Genomic DNA, 17,011 nt, shown 5'->3' with positions numbered 1-17,011 from the left:
GCGGCGACGGGCACAGGCTGAGCAACCGGCGCGCCGTCACGGCCGCTGTCAAAGAGGATTGACATGTTCGGAAAGCGGTCTCCCGGCGCAACCCAGGCGCCAGCCCTGAACCTGAAGGCGCCGGCAGCGGCTCCCTCGGCAGCGGCTCCGCGCCCGGCCGAGCCCCCGCTCGCCATGGTTTCGAACGACGCGCGCAAGCCTGCTCCGGCGCCCGTCGCCGAGGCGCCGCGTTCCGATGAATATTACCAGATGAAGAGCATGATCTTCGGCGCTCTCATCGAGGCCATCGATCTGTCCCAGCTCGCTAAGCTCGACGGCGAATCCGCGCGCGAGGAAATCCGCGACATCATCAACGAGATCATCTCGCTGAAGAACGTCGTGCTCTCGATCTCCGAGCAGGAAGAGCTGCTCGACGACATCTGCAACGACGTCCTCGGCTACGGCCCGCTGGAGCCACTGCTGGCGCGCGACGACATCGCCGACATCATGGTCAACGGCGCGACCCGGACCTTCATCGAGGTCGGCGGCAAGATCACGCTGACCAATATCCGCTTCCGCGACAACGCCCAGCTGATGAACATCTGCCAGCGCATCGTCAGCCAGGTCGGCCGGCGCGTCGACGAAAGCTCGCCGATCTGCGACGCACGCCTCGCCGACGGCTCCCGCGTCAACGTCATCGCCCCGCCGCTCGCCATCGACGGCCCGGCGCTCACCATCCGCAAATTCAAGAAGGACAAGCTGACGCTCGACCAGCTCGTCCGCTTCGGCGCGATCGCGCCTCCCGGCGCGGAGATCCTTAAGATCATCGGCAAGGTCCGCTGCAACCTCGTCATCTCCGGCGGCACGGGCTCCGGCAAGACGACGCTGCTCAACTGCCTGACCAACTACATCGAGCACGACGAGCGCGTGATCACCTGCGAGGACGCGGCCGAGCTGCAATTGCAGCAACCCCATGTCGTGCGCCTCGAAACCCGCCCGCCCAATCTCGAGGGCACCGGCGCGGTGACGATGCGCGATCTCGTCAAGAACTGCCTGCGCATGCGCCCGGAACGCATCATCGTCGGCGAGGTGCGCGGACCCGAGGCCTTCGACCTGCTGCAGGCGATGAACACCGGCCATGACGGCTCGATGGGAACGCTGCACGCCAACACCCCGCGCGAATGCCTGAGCCGCATCGAGTCGATGATCACCATGGGCGGCTTCAGCCTGCCCTCGAAGACGCTGCGCGAGATGATCTGCTCCTCGATCGACGTGATCATCCAGGCCCAGCGCATGCGCGACGGCTCGCGCCGCATCACCCACATCACCGAGGTGATGGGCATGGAAGGCGACGTCATTATCACCCAGGATCTGATGACCTACGAGGTTCTCGGCGAGGACGCGGCGGGCAAGCTGATCGGCCGGCACAAATCCTCCGGCATCGGCCGGCCGCGTTTCTGGGATCGGGCCCGCTATTACGGCGAGGAGCAGCGTCTGGCCGCGGCGATCGACCTGCTCGAGCAGCACGGCGAAGCCCATGCGGCCTGAGCGGAGCGTCAGACGATGACCCCCAGCTTCCTCGCGGTCGCTGTCCTGGCCGCGCTCGCGGTCGGCGGCGTCATCTATGCGCTGTTCTACCCGATGCTCAGCGGTCAGGCCCGGGCCGAAAAGCGCCGCAAGGAATTCGCCAGCCCGGTCGCGGCGCGCGGGATCGACCGCGAAGCCCAGAGCCGCGCCAAGCGCGGCCAGATCGCCCAGAGCCTCAAGGACATCGAGACCCGCGAGAAAGCGCGCAATTCGGCGTCCCTCGAGATTCGCCTGCTGCAATCGGGTCTCGGCTGGAGCCGCAAGAAGTACTACGTCGTCAGCGCCGTGATGGCGGTCTTCACCGGCCTGTTGTTGATGGCGGCGAGCGGCAATCCGATCCTCGGACTCGTCGGCCTCTTCATCGGCGGCTTCGGCCTGCCCTCCTGGTTCATCAAGCGCTGCAAGATCAAGCGCCTGAAGAAGTTCGGCAACGAGTTCCCGAACGCGCTCGACGTCATCGTCCGGGGCATCAAGTCCGGCCTGCCTCTGAACGACTGTCTGCGCATCGTCGCCGCGGAGGCGCAGGAGCCGGTGGCGACCGAATTCCGTCTGATCATCGAGGCCCAGACGCTGGGTCTGCCGCTGACAGACGCCGCCAACAAGCTGTTCGAACGGATGCCCTGCAGCGAATCGAATTTCTTCGGCATCGTGCTCGCCATCCAGCAGAAGACCGGCGGCAATCTCTCCGAGACGCTCGGCAATCTCTCCAAGGTCATCCGCGAACGCCGCAAGATGCGCGACAAGATCCAGGCCATCTCGATGGAGGCCAAGGCCTCGGCATGGATCATCGGCTCGCTGCCGCCGGTCGTGGGCGTGCTCGTCTACCTCAGCAGCCCGAAATACATCGAGCTGCTCTGGATCACCCAGGCCGGCAAGCTCGGCCTCGTCGTCAGCGCCGTCTGGATGCTCGTCGGCGTCCTGGTGATGCGCAAGATGATCAACTTCAGCATCTGAGGCGCGCATGCTCGGCAAGATCGCAGACATGCTGGTCAACGGTCAGTTCCTGCTGACCGTGCTCGTCGCCATCGCCGCCGCCGCGACGGTGCTGACGCTGGCGATCCCGCTGACCGAGGGCAACGCCCTCGGCAAGCGCATGAAGAGCGTCGCCAGCGAGCGCGAGAAGCTGCGCGCGCGCGAACGCGAGCGGCTGGCGCGGGGAAAGGACAAGGCGGCGCTGCGGCAGGAGCCGAAGGAGTTCATGCGGCGCATCGTCGAGCGGTTCAAGCTCGGCGACTGGCTCGGCACCGAAACCGCCAAGAAGCAGCTCGCCATGGCCGGCTATCGCGGACAGCAGGCCGAGATCGGCTTCCTGTTCTTCCGGCTCGTCGCGCCGATCGGGCTGTTCCTGTTCACCCTGTTCTACGTCTTCGTCGTCAACGATTTCGGCCAGAGCGTCATGATCCGGCTGGGGATCGCGATCGGCGCCGCCTATATCGGCATCAAGGCGCCGGAGGTCTTCCTTTCCAACCAGATCGCCAAGCGCCAGGCCTCGATGAAGATGGCCTTTCCCGACGCGCTCGACCTGCTGCTGATCTGCGTCGAATCGGGCATGTCGATCGAACTCGCCTTCCGCAAGGTCTCGACCGAGATCGGCACGCAGTCCGTGCCGCTGGCCGAGGAGTTCGCGCTTTGCACGGCCGAACTGTCCTATCTGGCGGAACGCCGGCAGGCCTATGAGAACATCGCCGCCCGCACCGGGCTGGAAGGCGTCAAATCGGTTTCGACCGCGCTGATCCAGGCCGAGCGCTACGGCACGCCGCTGGGAAGCGCGCTCAGGACGCTGGCACAGGAGAGCCGCGACCAGCGCATGAACGCGGCCGAGAAGAAGGCCGCCGCGCTGCCGCCGAAACTGACGGTCCCGATGATCCTGTTCTTCCTGCCCGTGCTCTTCGTCGTCATCATGACGCCGGCGCTGATCCAGGTGTTCAAATGGAAATGAGACGCGGTTGACGTTGCCGCGAAAGCCCGAAGAAGGGGCTCGAACCCTCCCACCCTCGGGCTCCCGTGACAAAACCCGTCAGGCGGCTTCGATGGAAGCCGCCTGACGGGTTTCTGGTTCCCGAGGCGAGATCGCGCGGATCCGGCTCCCCGGACAGGTCCGGCCCCCCCGGTCAGGTCGCGGGCTGGACCGTATCGTCCCGCGGTTCGGACGCTCCGGGCGTGACGGGCTTCGCCTTGCCCTTGTCGCCCTTGAGCAGATTCCAGCTGTTCTGCTGGCTGACGCTGCGTTTGAGATAGGCGATGGTCTGGGCGGCCTCGGCCGGGGTCTGATCCTGCCGGGCGAGCGTTTCGGCCTCCGCGAAGCGGCCCTGCAGGCCGAGCACCAGCACGAGGTTCTGGCGCACGCGGACGTCGCCGCTGCCGGAGGCGGCCTCGCGCAGCACGCGCTCGGCTTCCGGCAATTGCCGAGACAGCGCCAGCGACAGGCCGAGATTGGACATCACCGTCGCCTCGTTCGGCGCGATCTTGAGCGCGGCGTGGTAGAGCTGCTGCGCGCGCGCGTGCTCGCCGAGCTGATCGGCGACGACGCCCTGCGCCGACAGGATGCGCCAGTCGGGCCGTTCGGGCGAATGGGCCCGTGACAGAACCTCGTCGGCCTCCTTGAGCCGGCCATTGTCCGAGAGCGAGCGGCCATAGGCGCCCAGCATCTCGCGATCGTTCGAATGAACCAGCACGGCGTTCTGCAGGATCGCCAGCGCCTGGGCGTTCTGATCGAGCGCGCGCAGGGCGCGGGCATAGTTGAACGCGGCGTCGCGGTCCTTCGGATTGGCCTCGTAGCGCTTGCCCCAGCTCTGGCTCTCGGCCTGCCAATCGGCCTGCGTCCGCGCCGTGCTGGCGGAACCGATCGAGCCGGTGACATCGCCGAGGCCGCGCCCCTGACAGCCGGCGAGGCCTAGCGCCGCGACGCAGAGCAAGGCGCGCAGGCCGGCGCGGCGAAACACCAGGGGCGTGATCGGATGCCTGATCGAGCTGGGAAACATGGGCGGGATCGCCTTGCCACAATGGAATCTGGTCGATCCGGTGATAAAGCGTTAACCCTAACGCATCCTTAACCGGCCGCCTCGCGCCGCTCCCGACCTGATCCGGATTCCATCGTGCACAGCCTCCTCGCCGCGTCTTCGCCTGCCGCCGTTCCGGTCCATGTCGTATCGAAAGCCGAGCTGCCGGCGCTGCTGGCGAGCCTGCCGGGGGAAGCGCGGCGCTTCGCCGGGGCGCATGGTTTCGCCGCCCGTCCGGGACAGTTCCTGTTGCTGCCCGATGGGCAAGGCGCGATCGCGAGCGTGCTGCTCGGCGCGGAACAGGCCGAGGCGCGCCGGCGCGACCCGTTCGCGGCGGGCCGGCTCGCGGCCCTCCTGCCGGCCGGCGACTACGCGCTTGCGGGCGAGATCGACGATCCCAGCCTCGCCGCGCTCGCCTGGCTGCTGCAGGCCTACCGCTTCGACCGCTATCGCAAGCCGGCCCCGGTCGCGGCCCGCCTCGTGCTGCCCGAAGGCGTCGACGGGGACGAGTTGAGCCTGATCGCCGATTCGGTCTGGCTGGCGCGAGACCTCGTCAACACGCCCGCCAACGACATGGGCCCGGCCGAGATCGAGGCCGCGATCCGGGCTCTCGCCGCGGAGACCGGCGCAAGCGTCACCAGCATTGTCGGCGAGGACCTGCTGCCGGCGAACTTCCCGATGGTGCATGCGGTCGGCCGCGCCTCGCCGCGCGCGCCCCGTCTGGTCGATCTCGTCTGGGGCGATCCGGCCCATCCGAAGGTGACGCTGGTCGGCAAGGGCGTCGCCTTCGACACCGGCGGGCTGAACCTCAAGCCCGACGCCTCGATGCTCCTGATGAAGAAGGATATGGGCGGGGCGGCCGCCGCGATCGCCGCCGCGCGCATGATCATGCTGGCAGGGCTGCCGGTGCGGCTGCGGCTGCTGGCGCCGGCGGTCGAGAATTCCGTTTCCGGCGCGGCCTTCCGCCCCGGAGACGTGCTGGCGAGCCGCAAGGGTCTTTCCGTCGAGATCGGCAACACCGACGCCGAGGGCCGGCTGATCCTCGCCGACGCGCTGGCGCTGGCCGACGAGGAGGCGCCCGAGCTGCTGCTCGACTACGCCACGCTGACGGGGGCGGCGCGCACCGCGCTCGGGCCGGAACTGCCGCCCTTCTATACGCATGACGAGGGGCTGGCGGCCGAGATCGCGCGGCTGGGCCAGGCGGTCAACGATCCGGTCTGGCGGATGCCGCTCTGGCCGCCTTACGACGCCATGCTCGACTCCCGCGTCGCCGATGTGAACCACGTCTCGACCGGCGGCATGGCCGGCTCGATCACGGCGGCGCTCTTTCTCAACCGCTTCGTGGAAAAAACCGCTTCCTACGCCCATTTCGACATCTATGCCTGGACGCCGTCGGCGAAACCCGGACGGACGGAGGGCGGCGAGTGCCAGGCGGCGCGCCTGACCTATGCGCTGGTCAAGCAGCTCCATCCGCGCCTGAGCCGCGCGCGCGATTAAGCCTGTTGGGCGAGGATCGTTGCGCCGCGGCCAAACTGCAATAATGATACGGACCCGTAACGACCGGGATCCTTCATGCCACTCGAGATCAGGCCTTCGCAGGCGCTAAGGCTCTGGCGGCAGGTCCATCTCGATTTGGTGCGCGCCGGCCAGGCCGAGCTCTCGGCCCGCCAGACCGCGATCCTGCTGACGATCTATCTCGAAATGCCGCCCCATACCGTGCGCGGTCTCGCCCGGCAGCTCGGCGTCACCAAGCCGGTGATCACCCGCGCGCTCGACACCATGGGCAAGCTCGGCCTGGTCAGCCGCAAGCGCGACGATTTCGACCGCCGCAACGTCGTGGTCCAGCGCACGGTCGCGGGCGCGCTCGCGGTCGAGAAGCTAGCCGACCTCGTGACCGAGCGGGCGCGCGAGCTCGGCGGCGCGTGACGAGGGCGCTCTCGCTCCGTTAACGCGCGGCCGTTACATTGCCGTCATGACCGCGATTCCAGACCGCCGCATCACGCCCTTCCGTCCCGATCTTGCCGCAAGCCGCCTGATCGGTCAGGTCGAGGCGCGCGCCTTCGTCGATCCCGAGCCGATGCGCGTCGTCGCCGCGAGCGCTCCCCTTCGCCGCGAGCCGCGACCCGATGCGGCGCTCGACACCGAGGCGCTGATGGGGGAGCGGGTCGACGTCTATGAGCGCCATGAGGGCTGGGCCTGGGTCCAGCTCGCGGGCGACGGCTATGTCGGCTACCTGCCGGACGACGCGCTTCGCCCCGATTCGGGCGACCCAAGCCACCGCGTCTCGGCCCTGCGCACCTTCGTCTACCCCGGACCGTCGATGAAGCTGCCGCCGCTGGAGAGCCTGCCGCTCGGCGCGCGGGTCACGGTGACCGGCGAAGCCGGCGAGTTCCTCGTGCTGGCCGATGGCGGCCACGTCTTCGCCGGTCACCTCGCGCCGCGCGACCGCTTCGAGCCGGATTTCGTCGCGGTGGCGGAGCGCTTCGCGCATGCGCCCTATCTCTGGGGCGGCAAGACCAGCCTCGGCCTCGACTGCTCGGGCCTGACGCAGCTTTCGCTGGCGGCGGCGGGCATCCCCTCGCCGCGCGATTCAGACATGCTGGAGGCGGCGCTGGGCGAGTCTGTTCCCTTCGACGAGAGCCTCGCCGAACTGAGGCGCGGCGACCTCGTCTTCTGGAAGGGCCATGTCGGCATCCTGAGCGACCCCGACACGCTGCTGCACGCCACCGCCTACACGATGCGGGTGATGGCCGAGCCGCTGCGGGAAGCCCGCGACCGCATCCGCGCCAAGAGCTTCGGCGCGATCACGGGCATCAGGCGGCTGCCGGCTCTCAGCGCCGGATGATCGTGCCCGAGCCGGTATCGGTGAAGAGCTCGATCAGCGCCGCATGCGGCACCTTGCCGTCGAGGATGGCGACCGCCTCGACGCCCTTCTCCAGCGCGTAGATGCAGGTCTCGATCTTCGGGATCATGCCGCCGGAGATCGTGCCGTCCGCGATCAGCCGGCGGCATTCCTCGACCGTGAGATCCGGGATCAGCCGCCTGTCCTTGTCGAGGACGCCCGGCACGTCGGTCAGCAGCAGCAGGCGCTTGGCGTTGAGCGCGCCGGCGATCGCGCCGGCGAAGGTGTCGGCGTTGACGTTGTAGGTCTGGCCGTCGGCCGCCGCACAGACCGGCGCCAGCACCGGGATCAGCTCGGCCTTGAGGACGGCGTCGAGCACCGAGGTGTCGACCGTCTCGGGCTCGCCGACGAAGCCGAGATCGAGCACCTCCTCGATCCTGGAATCCGGGTCGACGATGGTGCGGGTCACCTTGCGGGCGGTGACCATGTTGCCGTCCTTGCCGCAGAGCCCGATCGCCTTGCCGCCCTCGCGCGAGATGTAGCCGACGATCTCCTTGTTGACCGAGCCGGCGAGCACCATCTCGACGACCTCGACGGTGGCCTCGTCGGTGACGCGCAGCCCCTGCCTGAACTCGGACTTGATGCCGAGCTTGCCGAGCATGGCGGCGATCTGCGGTCCGCCGCCATGGCAGACGACGGGCTTCAGGCCCGACTGCTCCAGCAGCACGATGTCCTCGGCGAAATCCTCCGCCGTCGCCGCGTCGCCCATGGCGTTGCCGCCATATTTGATCACGATGATCTCCTGGTCGTAGCGCTGCATATGCGGCAGCGCCTGGACCAAGAGGTCGGCGGCTTGCGAGGGCGTCATATGGGCGGGAGGGATCATCGGCAGGCTCCGCGGACGCGCGAAGGACCGCGCCGGAGCGCCTTCTAGCGGACAATGGCGATGGGCGGAAGAATATCCGCGCGGGTCAGGCGCGCTTTGCGAACAGCGCCGACAGCGTCAGCCCGGCCCAGCCGCCGAGCATCAGGAACCCGCCGATCGGGGCCGCGCGCGGAAACAGCGCCTCGCTGGCGAAGCCGCGCCGCGTCAGGTCGGCTGCGAAGAGCGCGACGCCGAGCATCATGACCGAGATGGCGATGCGGGCCAGCCAGTCGTGCAGGAGCCCGGCTTTGCGCGCCACGGTCGCGGCCATCACGGTCGGTGCGTGGAACAGCAGCATCTGGCCGGCGGTCTGGACGTTCGTCGTGCCCGTGACATGCGCCGCCACCGCCAGAAGCGCGACGCCGGCGAGCCCCGTCAGGACGGCGAGAACGAGATGGATGCGGGTCGCGGTCACGCCTCGCCCCGCTCGGCCAGCACCCGCCCGACGGCCGCGCGCAGCTCCGGAATGCCCAGTCCGCTCTCGCTCGAGGTCAGCAGCACCTCCGGGAACGCCGCCGGCCGGCGCTTGATCTCGTCGAAGGTCGCCTCGAGCATGAACTGCCGGTCGGCCTTCTTGATCGCGTCACCCTTGGTCAGGACGAGCTGATAGGACATCGCCGCCTTGTCGAGCGTCTCCAGCACGGCGTTGTCCACGTCCTTCAGCCCATGGCGGGCGTCGATCAGCAGATAGACCCGCATCAGGTTCGGACGGCCGCGCAGGTAGTTGTGGATCAGGTTGGTCCAGGACGCGACCTTGGCCCGCCCGACGGCGGCATAGCCGTAGCCCGGCATGTCGACGATGGTCAGGCGCTCGTCGGCTCCGACCTGGCGGAAGAAGTTGAGCTGCTGCGTGCGGCCGGGCGTATGCGAGGTCCGCGCCAGCGCGTTGCGCCGGGTGAGCGCGTTGATCAGACTCGACTTGCCGACATTGGAGCGGCCGGCGAAGGCGATCTCCTGGCCGACCATCGGCGGCAGGTCGTCGATATGGGTCGAGGCCCAGACGAAGTCCCACGGCCCCTCGAAGAGTTTTCGGGCGGACCCGATCTCGTCGTCGGCATAGGGCTTGGTCAGGCTGCTGGTCATGGCCCTGACTACACGGCCGCGCGCAGCGCGTCGATGTCGGAGGCGGTGACCGCGGCGATGTTGCGGGCGATCCGGTCCGCGTCCCAGTCCCACCAGCGGATGTCGAGCAGCGCGGCGACGATCTCTGGCGAAAAGCGCGCCTTCGCGACGCGGCCGGGATTGCCGACGACGACGGCGTAGGGCGGCACGTCCCTGGTCACCTGCGCTCGCGTGCCGATGATCGCGCCGTCGCCGATGGTCACGCCCGGCATGATCACCGCCTCGCGGCCGATCCAGACGTCGTTGCCGATGCGCGTGTCGCCGCGAAAGCCGGTCTTCGTGGTCTTGCAGTCGGGCGCGCCCTCGATCCCGAACATGCCGAAGGGGTAGGTCGAGAAGCCGCCCATCGGGTGGTTCGCCCCGTTCATCACGAATTGCGCGCCCTGCGCGATCGCGACGAATTTGCCGATGATCAGCCGGTCGCCGATGAAGTCGAAATGGTAGCGCACGCAGCGCGCGACGAAATGCTCCGGCCCGCGCGAGTCGTCGTAATAGCTCCAGTCGCCGACCTCGATCAGCGGGTCGTCGACGATCGCCCTGAGAAAGGCCGTCCCCTTCCAGCCGGAGATCGGGTTGCGGGTCAGGGGGTCGGGCAGGGGCATGGCGGGAAACGGCGCGGGCCGAAACCCGCGCCATCGTCGCTACTTCTTGTTGCTGTTCGCCGGCTTGCCCGGAGCGGCCACGGCCGTCGCGGCCGGCTTTTTCCCGAACATCGCCTTGATGTTGTCGAACAGCTCGATCTTCACGCCATGCTTCTTCATGATGTAGCCCTGCTGAAGCACCGAGAGCAGGTTGTTCCAGCTCCAGTAGATCACCAGGCCGGCCGGGAACGAGCCGAGCAGGAAGGTGAAGAACACCGGCATCCAGGTGAACATCATCTTCTGCACCGGGTCCGGCGGCTCCGGGTTCATCTTCATCTGGATGAACATCGTGACGCCCATGATGATCGGCCAGATGCCGATATGGAGCAGCGCGGTCAGCGTGGCCGGCAGGAAGAAGAAGATGTTGGTCGGGTCAGGCGCGGCGAGATCGCGAATCCAGCCGAAGAAGGGCGCATGCCGCATCTCGATGGTGACGAACAGGATCTTGTAGAGCGCGAAGAAGACCGGGATCTGGATCAAAACCGGCCAACAGCCCGCGAGCGGGTTGATCTTCTGGGTCCTGTAGAGCTCCATCAGCGCCTGCTGCTGCTTCATCTTGTCGTCGGCGAAGCGTTCGCGGATCGCCAGCATCTCGGGCTGGACCGCCTTCATCTTGGCCATCGAGGCGTAGGATTTGCTCGCGAGCGGGAAGAACAGGCCCTTCAGCAGCACGGTGACGAGCAGGATGGCGACGCCGAAATTGCCGACATGCTTGTAGATCCAGTCCATCACGTAGAACAGCGGCTTGGTGATGAAATAGAACCAGCCCCAGTCGATCATCAGCTCGAAGCGCTTGATGCCGAGAGTCTTCTCGTAGCCATCGATCGCGGCGACCTCCTTGGCGCCGGCGAAGAGCCTGGCCTGGTTCACCGAACTGGCGCCGGCCGCGACGGTGACCGCCTCGCCCAGGAAATCGGCCTGGTAGGTCCGGGCGCTGCCGGTCTGCACCGAGGAGTAGCGGCCCTCGTATCTGCGGGCCTGGTCCGGGACGACTGCGGCCGCCCAGTATTTGTCGGTGATGCCGAGGAAGCCGCCGATGACGTCCTTCCAGACCTTGCCGTTTGTGCCGGCAGAGAGCAGCGGCTCCTTGTCCGTGGCGTCGTAGGTATATTCCTGCAGGCCCTGCTCGCCGAGATTGCCGATCATGCCCTCGTGCAGCACGTAGTAGCCGAGCGTCGCCGGCTTGCCGTGGCGCACGACCTGACCGTAGGGGAACAGCGTGACGGCGGCGGACCCCTTGTTCTCGACCTCGTCGCGGATCGTGAACATCGCGTTCTCGTCGACGCTGATCGCGCGCTTGAAGAGAAGACCCTGGCCATTATCCCAGGTGAGGTTGACCGGCGTGCCGGGACGCAGCGTCTGCGCATCGGCGCTCCACAGCGTCGTGGCGGTCGGCAGCGGAACATTGGCGCCCGGCGCCGCGACCCAGCCGAAATCGGAATAATAGGCGTTCGGGCCGCCGAGCGGCGAGAGCAGGATGATGTTGGCGCTGTTGGGGTCGACCGTCTCGCGATAGGCCTTGAGCGAGACATCGTCGAGGCGCGCCCCGGTCAGCGCGATCGAGCCCGCGATCTTGGGCGTATCGATCTGAACGCGCGGGCTTCGGGCCAGCGCCTGGGCGCGGGTCTCGACGGCCGGCGTCGCCGGAACCGCGCCGGGCGTCGCCGGCACGCCGGGCTGGCCCGAGACGCTGGGCGCGGGAACGGCCGTGGCGCCGGGCGCCACCGCGGGCGTCTGCGTCTGCTGGTTCTGCTGCGCGATCTGCTTCTGCTTTTCCATCTGCGGCACGCCGTAGAAGTATTGCCAGCCGAGAAGCACGACGACCGACAGCGTGATCGCCAGCAGCAGATTGCGGTTGTCTTCTTTCATCATCATGATCGCAAACAGGTCTCGCTGGCGCCCGAAGGCTCTAGGATTGCGGGCGGGCCGCGGCCGGATCCTCGGCGCGGCGGGCCCTGGAGGCGGGATGGCGGCCGGGCTTGCCCGGCCTGGCGCGATCGAGAGCGGCCGAGAGGTCCGCCACGAGCGTCGGAAACGCGGCGGACAGGGTCTCGGGCCGGGCGACGATCACGAGGTCGCAGGGCCGCGTCGCCTTGTCGGCCAGAGCCAGCGCCGCGGCGGCCCTCAGGCGGCGGCGGATGCGGTTGCGCTTCACGGCGTTCCCGACCTTGCGCGAAGCCGTGATCCCGAGCCGCGGGCCCGTGTCGTCGTCGACCGGCCGGTCGAGAAGCTGAACGGAAAGCGCGGACGAACGAAAACGGCGGCCATGCTCGGCCGCCGCCAGAAATTCCTTGCGTTGGGTCAGACGGGCGAGGCGCATGGCGATTGGCCAGTCTTCCGGGCGAGGCGCGCGAAACTCACGCGCCCGCGGCTCAGGCCGACAATTTCTTGCGGCCGTGCGCGCGACGGGCGGCGATGACCTTGCGGCCGCCGGCGGTCGCCATGCGGGCGCGGTAGCCGTGGCGGCGCTTGCGGACCAGCTTGCTGGGTTGATAGGTTCTCTTCACGATCCGTCTCCGGGGTCAGCGCGGCGGTCTCAGGCCTCCCGGGAGAAGCGCGGCCATCCGAGCCTGTCATGCAAAAAGCTCCGCGCGCCCGCCAAGGCTGCGCAAGTCGCGGGCTTATGGCGGATGGCCGGGTCCAAGTCAATGCAAAAGGCATGTCCCGCGACAAGAAGAAGCCTGTCGATCGCAGGCGGGACCGCGCGCCGCGGGCGGAACCCCGCTACGCTGCAGGAAGGCTTGCGCTCGGCCGCCAAACCCCCGATATAGCGCCCGGGAGGTTGGCGAGGGACGTCTCGCTCGCCAACCGGGTCAGGTCCGGAAGGAAGCAGCCCTAACGAGACCGAACGGGTCTTCGTCCAGCCTCCCACCGTGTTGCTGCCGGGCGCTGTCGCGGCGCCCGGGATAAGCCGCGAAACGGGCGTTGACCCCCGCGCGCGCAAACGCCAAACCAGACCGATGAGCGACGACGACCATTCAGGCCCCTCACCGGACGAGCCGGGCTTTGCCGGTTTCGACCCCGCGCCCGTCAAGGCGGAGCCGGTCCAGGCCGCCTATCGCGTGCTCGCGCGCAAATACCGCCCGGCCCATTTCGGCGACCTGATCGGCCAGGACGCGATGGTGCGCACGCTGACCAACGCCTTCGCCGCCAACCGCATTCCGCAGGCCTGGATGCTGACCGGCGTGCGCGGCGTCGGCAAGACGACGACGGCGCGCATCCTCGCGCGCGCCCTCAACTACCAGACAGAGGACGGCAAGGGCGCGCCGACGACCGACCTCGCCAGATTCGGCATCCACTGCAAGGACATCGTCGAGGGCCGCCATATCGACGTGATGGAGATCGACGCCGCCTCCAACAACGGCGTCGACAATGTCCGCCAGATCAACGACGCGGTGCGCTACGCGCCGGTCTCGGCGCGCTACAAGGTCTACATCGTCGACGAAGTCCACATGATGTCGACGCCGGCCTTCAACGCCCTCCTGAAGACGCTGGAAGAGCCGCCGCCGCACGCGAAGTTCATCTTCGCCACGACCGAGATCGGCAAGGTGCCGATCACCGTCCTGTCGCGCTGCCAGCGCTTCGACCTGCGCCGCGTCGAGTCGGCCCCGCTCATCGGCCATCTCGCCGGCATCTGCGCCCGCGAGGGAATCGAAGCCGAGGAGGAGGCGCTCGCGGCGATCGCGCGCGCGGCCGAGGGTTCGGTGCGCGACTCGCTGTCCATTCTCGATCAGGCCATCGCGCACGCGGCCGGCGCGATCACGCTCGACAACGTCCGCTCCATGCTGGGGCTGGCCGACCGCGCCCGCGTCATCGACCTGTTCGAACAGGTGATGAAGGGCGACATCGCATCCGCGCTCGGCGAGTTGCGCGCGCAATACGACGCGGGCGCCGATCCCGTCGTGGTTCTGACCGATCTCGCCGAGTTCACCCATCTGGTGACGCGGCTGAAGCTCGTCCCGGACGCCGCGAAGGATAACAGCCTCGCCCAGGCCGAGCGCGTCCGCGGCGGCGATTTCGCCCGGCGGCTCTCGATCCGGATCCTCGCCCGCGCCTGGCAGATGCTGCTGCGCGGCATCGCCGAGGTGAAGCAGGCCGACCGGCCGATCATGGCCGCCGAGATGGCGCTGGTGCGCCTGGCGCACGCAGCCGACCTGCCGACGCCCGACGAGGCGCTGAAGGCGATGCGCGACGGCACGGGCGCGATGCACGCCGGCAGCCCCATGCCGTCCTCCGCCCCGCGCCCCCCCTCGGGCGGCGGCAACGCCGCGCTCGCCGCGCGGCCCGTGCTGGCCAGCGCCACCCCGATGCCGGTGGCCGCGCCAGCGACGCAGGCCCTGGCGCGGCCGCGGGTCATTCTCGCCTCGCTCGAGGATGTCGTGGCGCTGGCCTCGCAGCATCGCGACATCACGCTGAAGCTCGCGCTCGAGCGCGATGTCAGGCCGGTTCGCTTCGAACAGGGGCGCATCGAGTTCTCGCTGGCGACCGGCAGTTCGCGCACGCTCGCGACCGATCTCTCGCGCAAGCTGCGCGAATGGACCGGCCAGATCTGGATGGTCGCCGTCGTCAACGCCGAGGGCGGCGCGACCCTGCGCGAACAGGCGGAAGCGGCGCGCGGCCGGCGCGAGAGCGACGCCGCCTCCCATCCTGCCGTGCGCGCCGTGCTGGAGCGCTTTCCGGGCGCGCGCATCGTCGATGTGCGCGATCCGCGCGCGGCCGAGGCGGAAGCGGCGCCAGACGCGCCGGCCGAGAGCGACTATCTTCCCGACGCCGAGCCGCTGTTCGACGACAGCGAGCCCGATTTCGACGGCGTCGATTTCTGATCCCAAATCTATCCCGATCCGAGGGGGAACCGACCATGCGCGACATGATGGGCCTGATGAAGCAGGCGCAGGACATGCAGCAGAAGATGGCCAACATGCAGGCCGAGCTCGACACCATCGAGGTCGAGGGCTCGGCAGGCGGCGGCATGGTCAGCGTGACGATGACGGCCAAGGGCGCGCTCAAGGCGGTGAAGATCGACCCGTCCCTGATGATCCCGGACGAGCGCGAGATCGTCGAGGACCTGATCGTCGCCGCCTGCGCGGACGCCCGCACCCGCGCCGAGCGCGTGATGCAGGAACGCATGTCCGAGATCACCAGGGGCCTGCCGATCCCGCCCGGCATGAAGCTGTTTTGACCACGAGACAGTTGAATCAAATGCGCCGCGCAGGTCGTGGCTTCCCTCCCTCCCCCCGCTTGCGGTCGGGAGGGCCGGGGTGGGGGGGAGAGTCCAGGCCGTCGCCTGTTGCGGGCGTCGAACCAGGTTCTGCACGCCTCCCCCTCCCCAGCCCTTCGCCACCGCAAGCGGGGGGAAGGGGACAGGGCGGCGCTTCCATGCGTCACGCGCGAAGCTGAGCGGAAAGCTCTCCATGTCCCGCGCCATCGCCGGCCCCGAGATCGAACGGCTGATCCAGCTCCTGGCCAGGTTGCCCGGCCTCGGGCCGCGCTCGGCCCGCCGCGCCGCGCTGCATCTCGTCAAGAAGCGCGAGCAACTGCTCGGGCCGTTGAGCGAGGCCATGGCCGTCGCCCGCGACACCATCGTCGTCTGCTCGACCTGCGGCAACATCGACACCAGCGACCCCTGCTCGCTCTGTCGCGACACGCGCCGGGACGGGGCGCAGCTCGTGATCGTCGCCGATATCGGCGATCTCTGGGCGCTGGAGCGCTCGGGCGCGGTCTCCGGGCGCTATCATGTGCTCGGCGGCGTGCTTTCGGCGCTGGACGGGGTGCGGCCCGAGCATCTCTCGCTCGAGGCGCTGGTCGCGCGCGCCAGCGCACCGGCGGTGCGCGAGGTCGTCCTGGCGCTGAGCGCCACGGTCGACGGCCAGACCACCGCGCATGTCGTCACGGACCTGCTCGCGCATCTGCCGGTGAAGGTCACCCGGCTCGCCCATGGCGTTCCGGTCGGCGGCGAGCTCGACTATCTCGACGACGGCACGCTCGCCGCCGCGATCCGCCAGCGCACCGGGTTCTAGGAACGCGAAAAGCCGCGCCTTGGGGGCGCGGCGTCGGCATCTGCTGTCTTCGCCTCAGAACTTGTAGGCGACGCTGGCGCGGACCGTGTGCATGGTCGGGTTCTGCTCGGCGGTCAGACCGAGAAAGGCCGAGCGCGCGACATAGTCGAACTTGCCGTAGTCGGTGTAGCGATAGTCGAGGCCGAGGATGATCCTGTCGGTCATGGCGTAGTTGACGCCGCCGCCGGCGGTCCAGCCGGTGCGGTCGAAGGCGCCGCCCTCGCCGGCGCGCGCCACCGGGTTGTAGTAGCTGTAGTCGAACTTCGAGAAGCTGACGCCGCCGGCGCCGTAGATCATGAAGCGGTCGAAGGCCCAGCCGATGCGGCCGCGCACCGAAGCCTGCCAGTCGCGGCGGACGCGGACGACGCCGCCGGGATCGAAGGCGTTGCGACCGCCGGGATCGTTGAAGCCGCCGCGGCCGTTGGTGCCTTCGATGTCGGCCTCCGCGCCGATGACCAGCGAGGCCATCTGGTAGTTGAAGCCGGCATGGGCGCCACCCACCGCCGAATCGGTGCTGTAGGTGAACTCGACGCCGACCGGCACGCGGCCGGCGGTGAAGAACTCCTTGGTCTTGTCGCCGCCCCAGCTGTAGCCGGCCTGGGCGCCGACATAGAAGCCGGTCCAGTCGTACAGGCTCGGCAGCGCCGGAGCGCGGGGAAGATATTTACCCGACGGCAGGTCGGCCGCGCCGGCCGCGCTGCTGCCCAGGATCACGAGGCTCGCCAGAGCGGCTTTCAAAGATATGTTCATCGCGGTCTCTACCCGTGGACGAAATCGGAGGCGCGTCCGTCAAACGCGTCGGCCTGACCGCACTATGAAAGTGTTAAGGTTAATAAATCGTCTCGCTTTGCGCGTGCTGC

Annotated in this window: 18 protein-coding genes and 1 other RNA gene; 10 read left to right on the top strand and 9 right to left on the bottom strand. The window is 68.5% G+C overall.

Annotated features, from left to right (window positions below; translation table 11 throughout):
* The first annotated feature begins 63 nt into the window (after positions 1-63).
* From AC1RRW_RS14905 to AC1RRW_RS14895, 3 genes are read left to right on the top strand one after another with little or no spacing between them, the layout of a single operon-like run.
* Positions 64-1,527, top strand: a complete 1,464-nt coding sequence (locus tag AC1RRW_RS14905) for a TadA family conjugal transfer-associated ATPase (RefSeq protein WP_492901555.1) — start codon at positions 64-66, stop codon at positions 1,525-1,527.
* Positions 1,528-1,542: 15 nt separating this feature from the next.
* Entirely contained in the window at positions 1,543-2,520 is a 978-nt protein-coding gene (locus AC1RRW_RS14900) for a type II secretion system F family protein (protein ID WP_492901554.1), read from the top strand.
* Positions 2,521-2,527: 7 nt separating this feature from the next.
* On the top strand, positions 2,528-3,505 hold the full coding sequence (locus tag AC1RRW_RS14895; protein WP_492901553.1) for a type II secretion system F family protein: 978 nt from the start codon (positions 2,528-2,530) through the stop codon (positions 3,503-3,505).
* 172 nt (positions 3,506-3,677) lie between these two features.
* Here the strand turns inward: AC1RRW_RS14895 and AC1RRW_RS14890 are convergent, their stop codons facing one another.
* Complete coding sequence (locus AC1RRW_RS14890; protein ID WP_492901552.1) at positions 3,678-4,547, bottom strand: tetratricopeptide repeat protein; 870 nt, start codon at positions 4,545-4,547, stop codon at positions 3,678-3,680.
* A 114-nt stretch (positions 4,548-4,661) separates the two neighbouring features.
* On the opposite strand from AC1RRW_RS14890, the gene AC1RRW_RS14885 reads away from it, so the two are divergent.
* The 3 genes from AC1RRW_RS14885 to AC1RRW_RS14875 all read left to right on the top strand — a co-directional run bounded on the left by AC1RRW_RS14885 (position 4,662) and on the right by AC1RRW_RS14875 (position 7,410).
* Positions 4,662-6,062, top strand: a complete 1,401-nt coding sequence (locus AC1RRW_RS14885) for a leucyl aminopeptidase family protein (RefSeq protein WP_492901551.1) — start codon at positions 4,662-4,664, stop codon at positions 6,060-6,062.
* 75 nt (positions 6,063-6,137) lie between these two features.
* Positions 6,138-6,491, top strand: a complete 354-nt coding sequence (locus AC1RRW_RS14880; RefSeq protein ID WP_492901550.1) for a MarR family winged helix-turn-helix transcriptional regulator — start codon at positions 6,138-6,140, stop codon at positions 6,489-6,491.
* 46 nt (positions 6,492-6,537) lie between these two features.
* Positions 6,538-7,410, top strand: coding sequence for a C40 family peptidase (locus AC1RRW_RS14875; RefSeq protein ID WP_492901549.1), 873 nt, complete (start codon positions 6,538-6,540; stop codon positions 7,408-7,410).
* Here AC1RRW_RS14875 and argB read toward each other — a convergent pair.
* The 7 genes from argB to rpmH form a co-directional block, all read right to left on the bottom strand.
* Complete coding sequence (gene argB, locus AC1RRW_RS14870; protein ID WP_492901548.1) at positions 7,397-8,293, bottom strand: acetylglutamate kinase; 897 nt, start codon at positions 8,291-8,293, stop codon at positions 7,397-7,399. The genes AC1RRW_RS14875 and argB overlap by 14 nt on opposite strands.
* 85 nt (positions 8,294-8,378) lie before the next feature.
* Positions 8,379-8,747 carry a DUF423 domain-containing protein gene (locus AC1RRW_RS14865; RefSeq protein WP_492901547.1) on the bottom strand — a complete coding sequence of 123 codons (369 nt, stop codon included), beginning with the start codon at positions 8,745-8,747 and terminating at the stop codon, positions 8,379-8,381.
* On the bottom strand, positions 8,744-9,415 hold the full coding sequence (gene yihA, locus AC1RRW_RS14860; RefSeq protein ID WP_492901546.1) for a ribosome biogenesis GTP-binding protein YihA/YsxC: 672 nt from the start codon (positions 9,413-9,415) through the stop codon (positions 8,744-8,746). The genes AC1RRW_RS14865 and yihA overlap by 4 nt, the downstream gene beginning before the upstream one ends.
* Positions 9,416-9,423: 8 nt before the next feature.
* Positions 9,424-10,056 carry a CatB-related O-acetyltransferase gene (locus AC1RRW_RS14855; RefSeq protein ID WP_492901545.1) on the bottom strand — a complete coding sequence of 211 codons (633 nt, stop codon included), beginning with the start codon at positions 10,054-10,056 and terminating at the stop codon, positions 9,424-9,426.
* A 39-nt stretch (positions 10,057-10,095) separates the two neighbouring features.
* Positions 10,096-11,964, bottom strand: a complete 1,869-nt coding sequence (gene yidC / locus AC1RRW_RS14850; protein ID WP_492901544.1) for a membrane protein insertase YidC — start codon at positions 11,962-11,964, stop codon at positions 10,096-10,098.
* 40 nt (positions 11,965-12,004) lie between these two features.
* The gene (gene rnpA / locus AC1RRW_RS14845) at positions 12,005-12,415 is read right to left on the bottom strand and encodes a ribonuclease P protein component (protein ID WP_492901543.1); all 411 of its coding nucleotides are present in this window, start codon (positions 12,413-12,415) and stop codon (positions 12,005-12,007) included.
* Positions 12,416-12,467: 52 nt separating this feature from the next.
* The gene (gene rpmH, locus AC1RRW_RS14840; protein WP_067253664.1) at positions 12,468-12,602 is read right to left on the bottom strand and encodes a 50S ribosomal protein L34; all 135 of its coding nucleotides are present in this window, start codon (positions 12,600-12,602) and stop codon (positions 12,468-12,470) included.
* A 269-nt stretch (positions 12,603-12,871) separates the two neighbouring features.
* Between rpmH and ffs the strand changes: the two genes are divergently transcribed.
* The 4 genes from ffs (at position 12,872) to recR (ending at position 16,112) form a co-directional block, all read left to right on the top strand.
* Positions 12,872-12,968, top strand: an RNA gene (ffs, locus tag AC1RRW_RS14835) — signal recognition particle sRNA small type.
* Between the two features lie 87 nt (positions 12,969-13,055).
* Entirely contained in the window at positions 13,056-14,918 is a 1,863-nt protein-coding gene (locus AC1RRW_RS14830) for a DNA polymerase III subunit gamma/tau (protein ID WP_492901542.1), read from the top strand.
* Positions 14,919-14,953: 35 nt separating this feature from the next.
* Positions 14,954-15,274, top strand: a complete 321-nt coding sequence (locus tag AC1RRW_RS14825; protein WP_492901541.1) for a YbaB/EbfC family nucleoid-associated protein — start codon at positions 14,954-14,956, stop codon at positions 15,272-15,274.
* Positions 15,275-15,506: 232 nt separating this feature from the next.
* A complete protein-coding gene (recR, locus tag AC1RRW_RS14820) occupies positions 15,507-16,112 on the top strand; it encodes a recombination mediator RecR (protein ID WP_492901540.1) in 606 nt (201 codons plus the stop codon).
* A 54-nt stretch (positions 16,113-16,166) separates the two neighbouring features.
* Here the strand turns inward: recR and AC1RRW_RS14815 are convergent, their stop codons facing one another.
* On the bottom strand, positions 16,167-16,901 hold the full coding sequence (locus AC1RRW_RS14815; protein WP_492901539.1) for an outer membrane protein: 735 nt from the start codon (positions 16,899-16,901) through the stop codon (positions 16,167-16,169).
* Between the last annotated feature and the right edge of the window lie 110 nt (positions 16,902-17,011).

The sequence above is a fragment of the Allobosea sp. GW821-FHT12C12 genome (genome assembly GCF_058807355.1).
This window is presented reverse-complemented; position numbering and strand designations above follow the sequence as displayed.

Bases quoted from the DNA above. Each gene is read 5' to 3' on its own strand.
- AC1RRW_RS14875 (WP_492901549.1), top strand. From the start codon at position 6,538: ATGACCGCGATTCCAGACCGCCGCATCACGCCCTTCCGTCCCGATCTT.
- argB (WP_492901548.1), bottom strand. From the start codon at position 8,293: ATGATCCCTCCCGCCCATATGACGCCCTCGCAAGCCGCCGACCTCTTG.
- AC1RRW_RS14905 (WP_492901555.1), top strand. From the start codon at position 64: ATGTTCGGAAAGCGGTCTCCCGGCGCAACCCAGGCGCCAGCCCTGAAC.
- AC1RRW_RS14815 (WP_492901539.1), bottom strand. From the start codon at position 16,901: ATGAACATATCTTTGAAAGCCGCTCTGGCGAGCCTCGTGATCCTGGGC.
- rnpA (WP_492901543.1), bottom strand. From the start codon at position 12,415: ATGCGCCTCGCCCGTCTGACCCAACGCAAGGAATTTCTGGCGGCGGCC.
- AC1RRW_RS14895 (WP_492901553.1), top strand. From the start codon at position 2,528: ATGCTCGGCAAGATCGCAGACATGCTGGTCAACGGTCAGTTCCTGCTG.
- AC1RRW_RS14825 (WP_492901541.1), top strand. From the start codon at position 14,954: ATGCGCGACATGATGGGCCTGATGAAGCAGGCGCAGGACATGCAGCAG.
- AC1RRW_RS14830 (WP_492901542.1), top strand. From the start codon at position 13,056: ATGAGCGACGACGACCATTCAGGCCCCTCACCGGACGAGCCGGGCTTT.
- yidC (WP_492901544.1), bottom strand. From the start codon at position 11,964: ATGAAAGAAGACAACCGCAATCTGCTGCTGGCGATCACGCTGTCGGTC.
- AC1RRW_RS14900 (WP_492901554.1), top strand. From the start codon at position 1,543: ATGACCCCCAGCTTCCTCGCGGTCGCTGTCCTGGCCGCGCTCGCGGTC.
- yihA (WP_492901546.1), bottom strand. From the start codon at position 9,415: ATGACCAGCAGCCTGACCAAGCCCTATGCCGACGACGAGATCGGGTCC.
- AC1RRW_RS14880 (WP_492901550.1), top strand. From the start codon at position 6,138: ATGCCACTCGAGATCAGGCCTTCGCAGGCGCTAAGGCTCTGGCGGCAG.
- AC1RRW_RS14890 (WP_492901552.1), bottom strand. From the start codon at position 4,547: ATGTTTCCCAGCTCGATCAGGCATCCGATCACGCCCCTGGTGTTTCGC.
- recR (WP_492901540.1), top strand. From the start codon at position 15,507: ATGTCCCGCGCCATCGCCGGCCCCGAGATCGAACGGCTGATCCAGCTC.
- AC1RRW_RS14855 (WP_492901545.1), bottom strand. From the start codon at position 10,056: ATGCCCCTGCCCGACCCCCTGACCCGCAACCCGATCTCCGGCTGGAAG.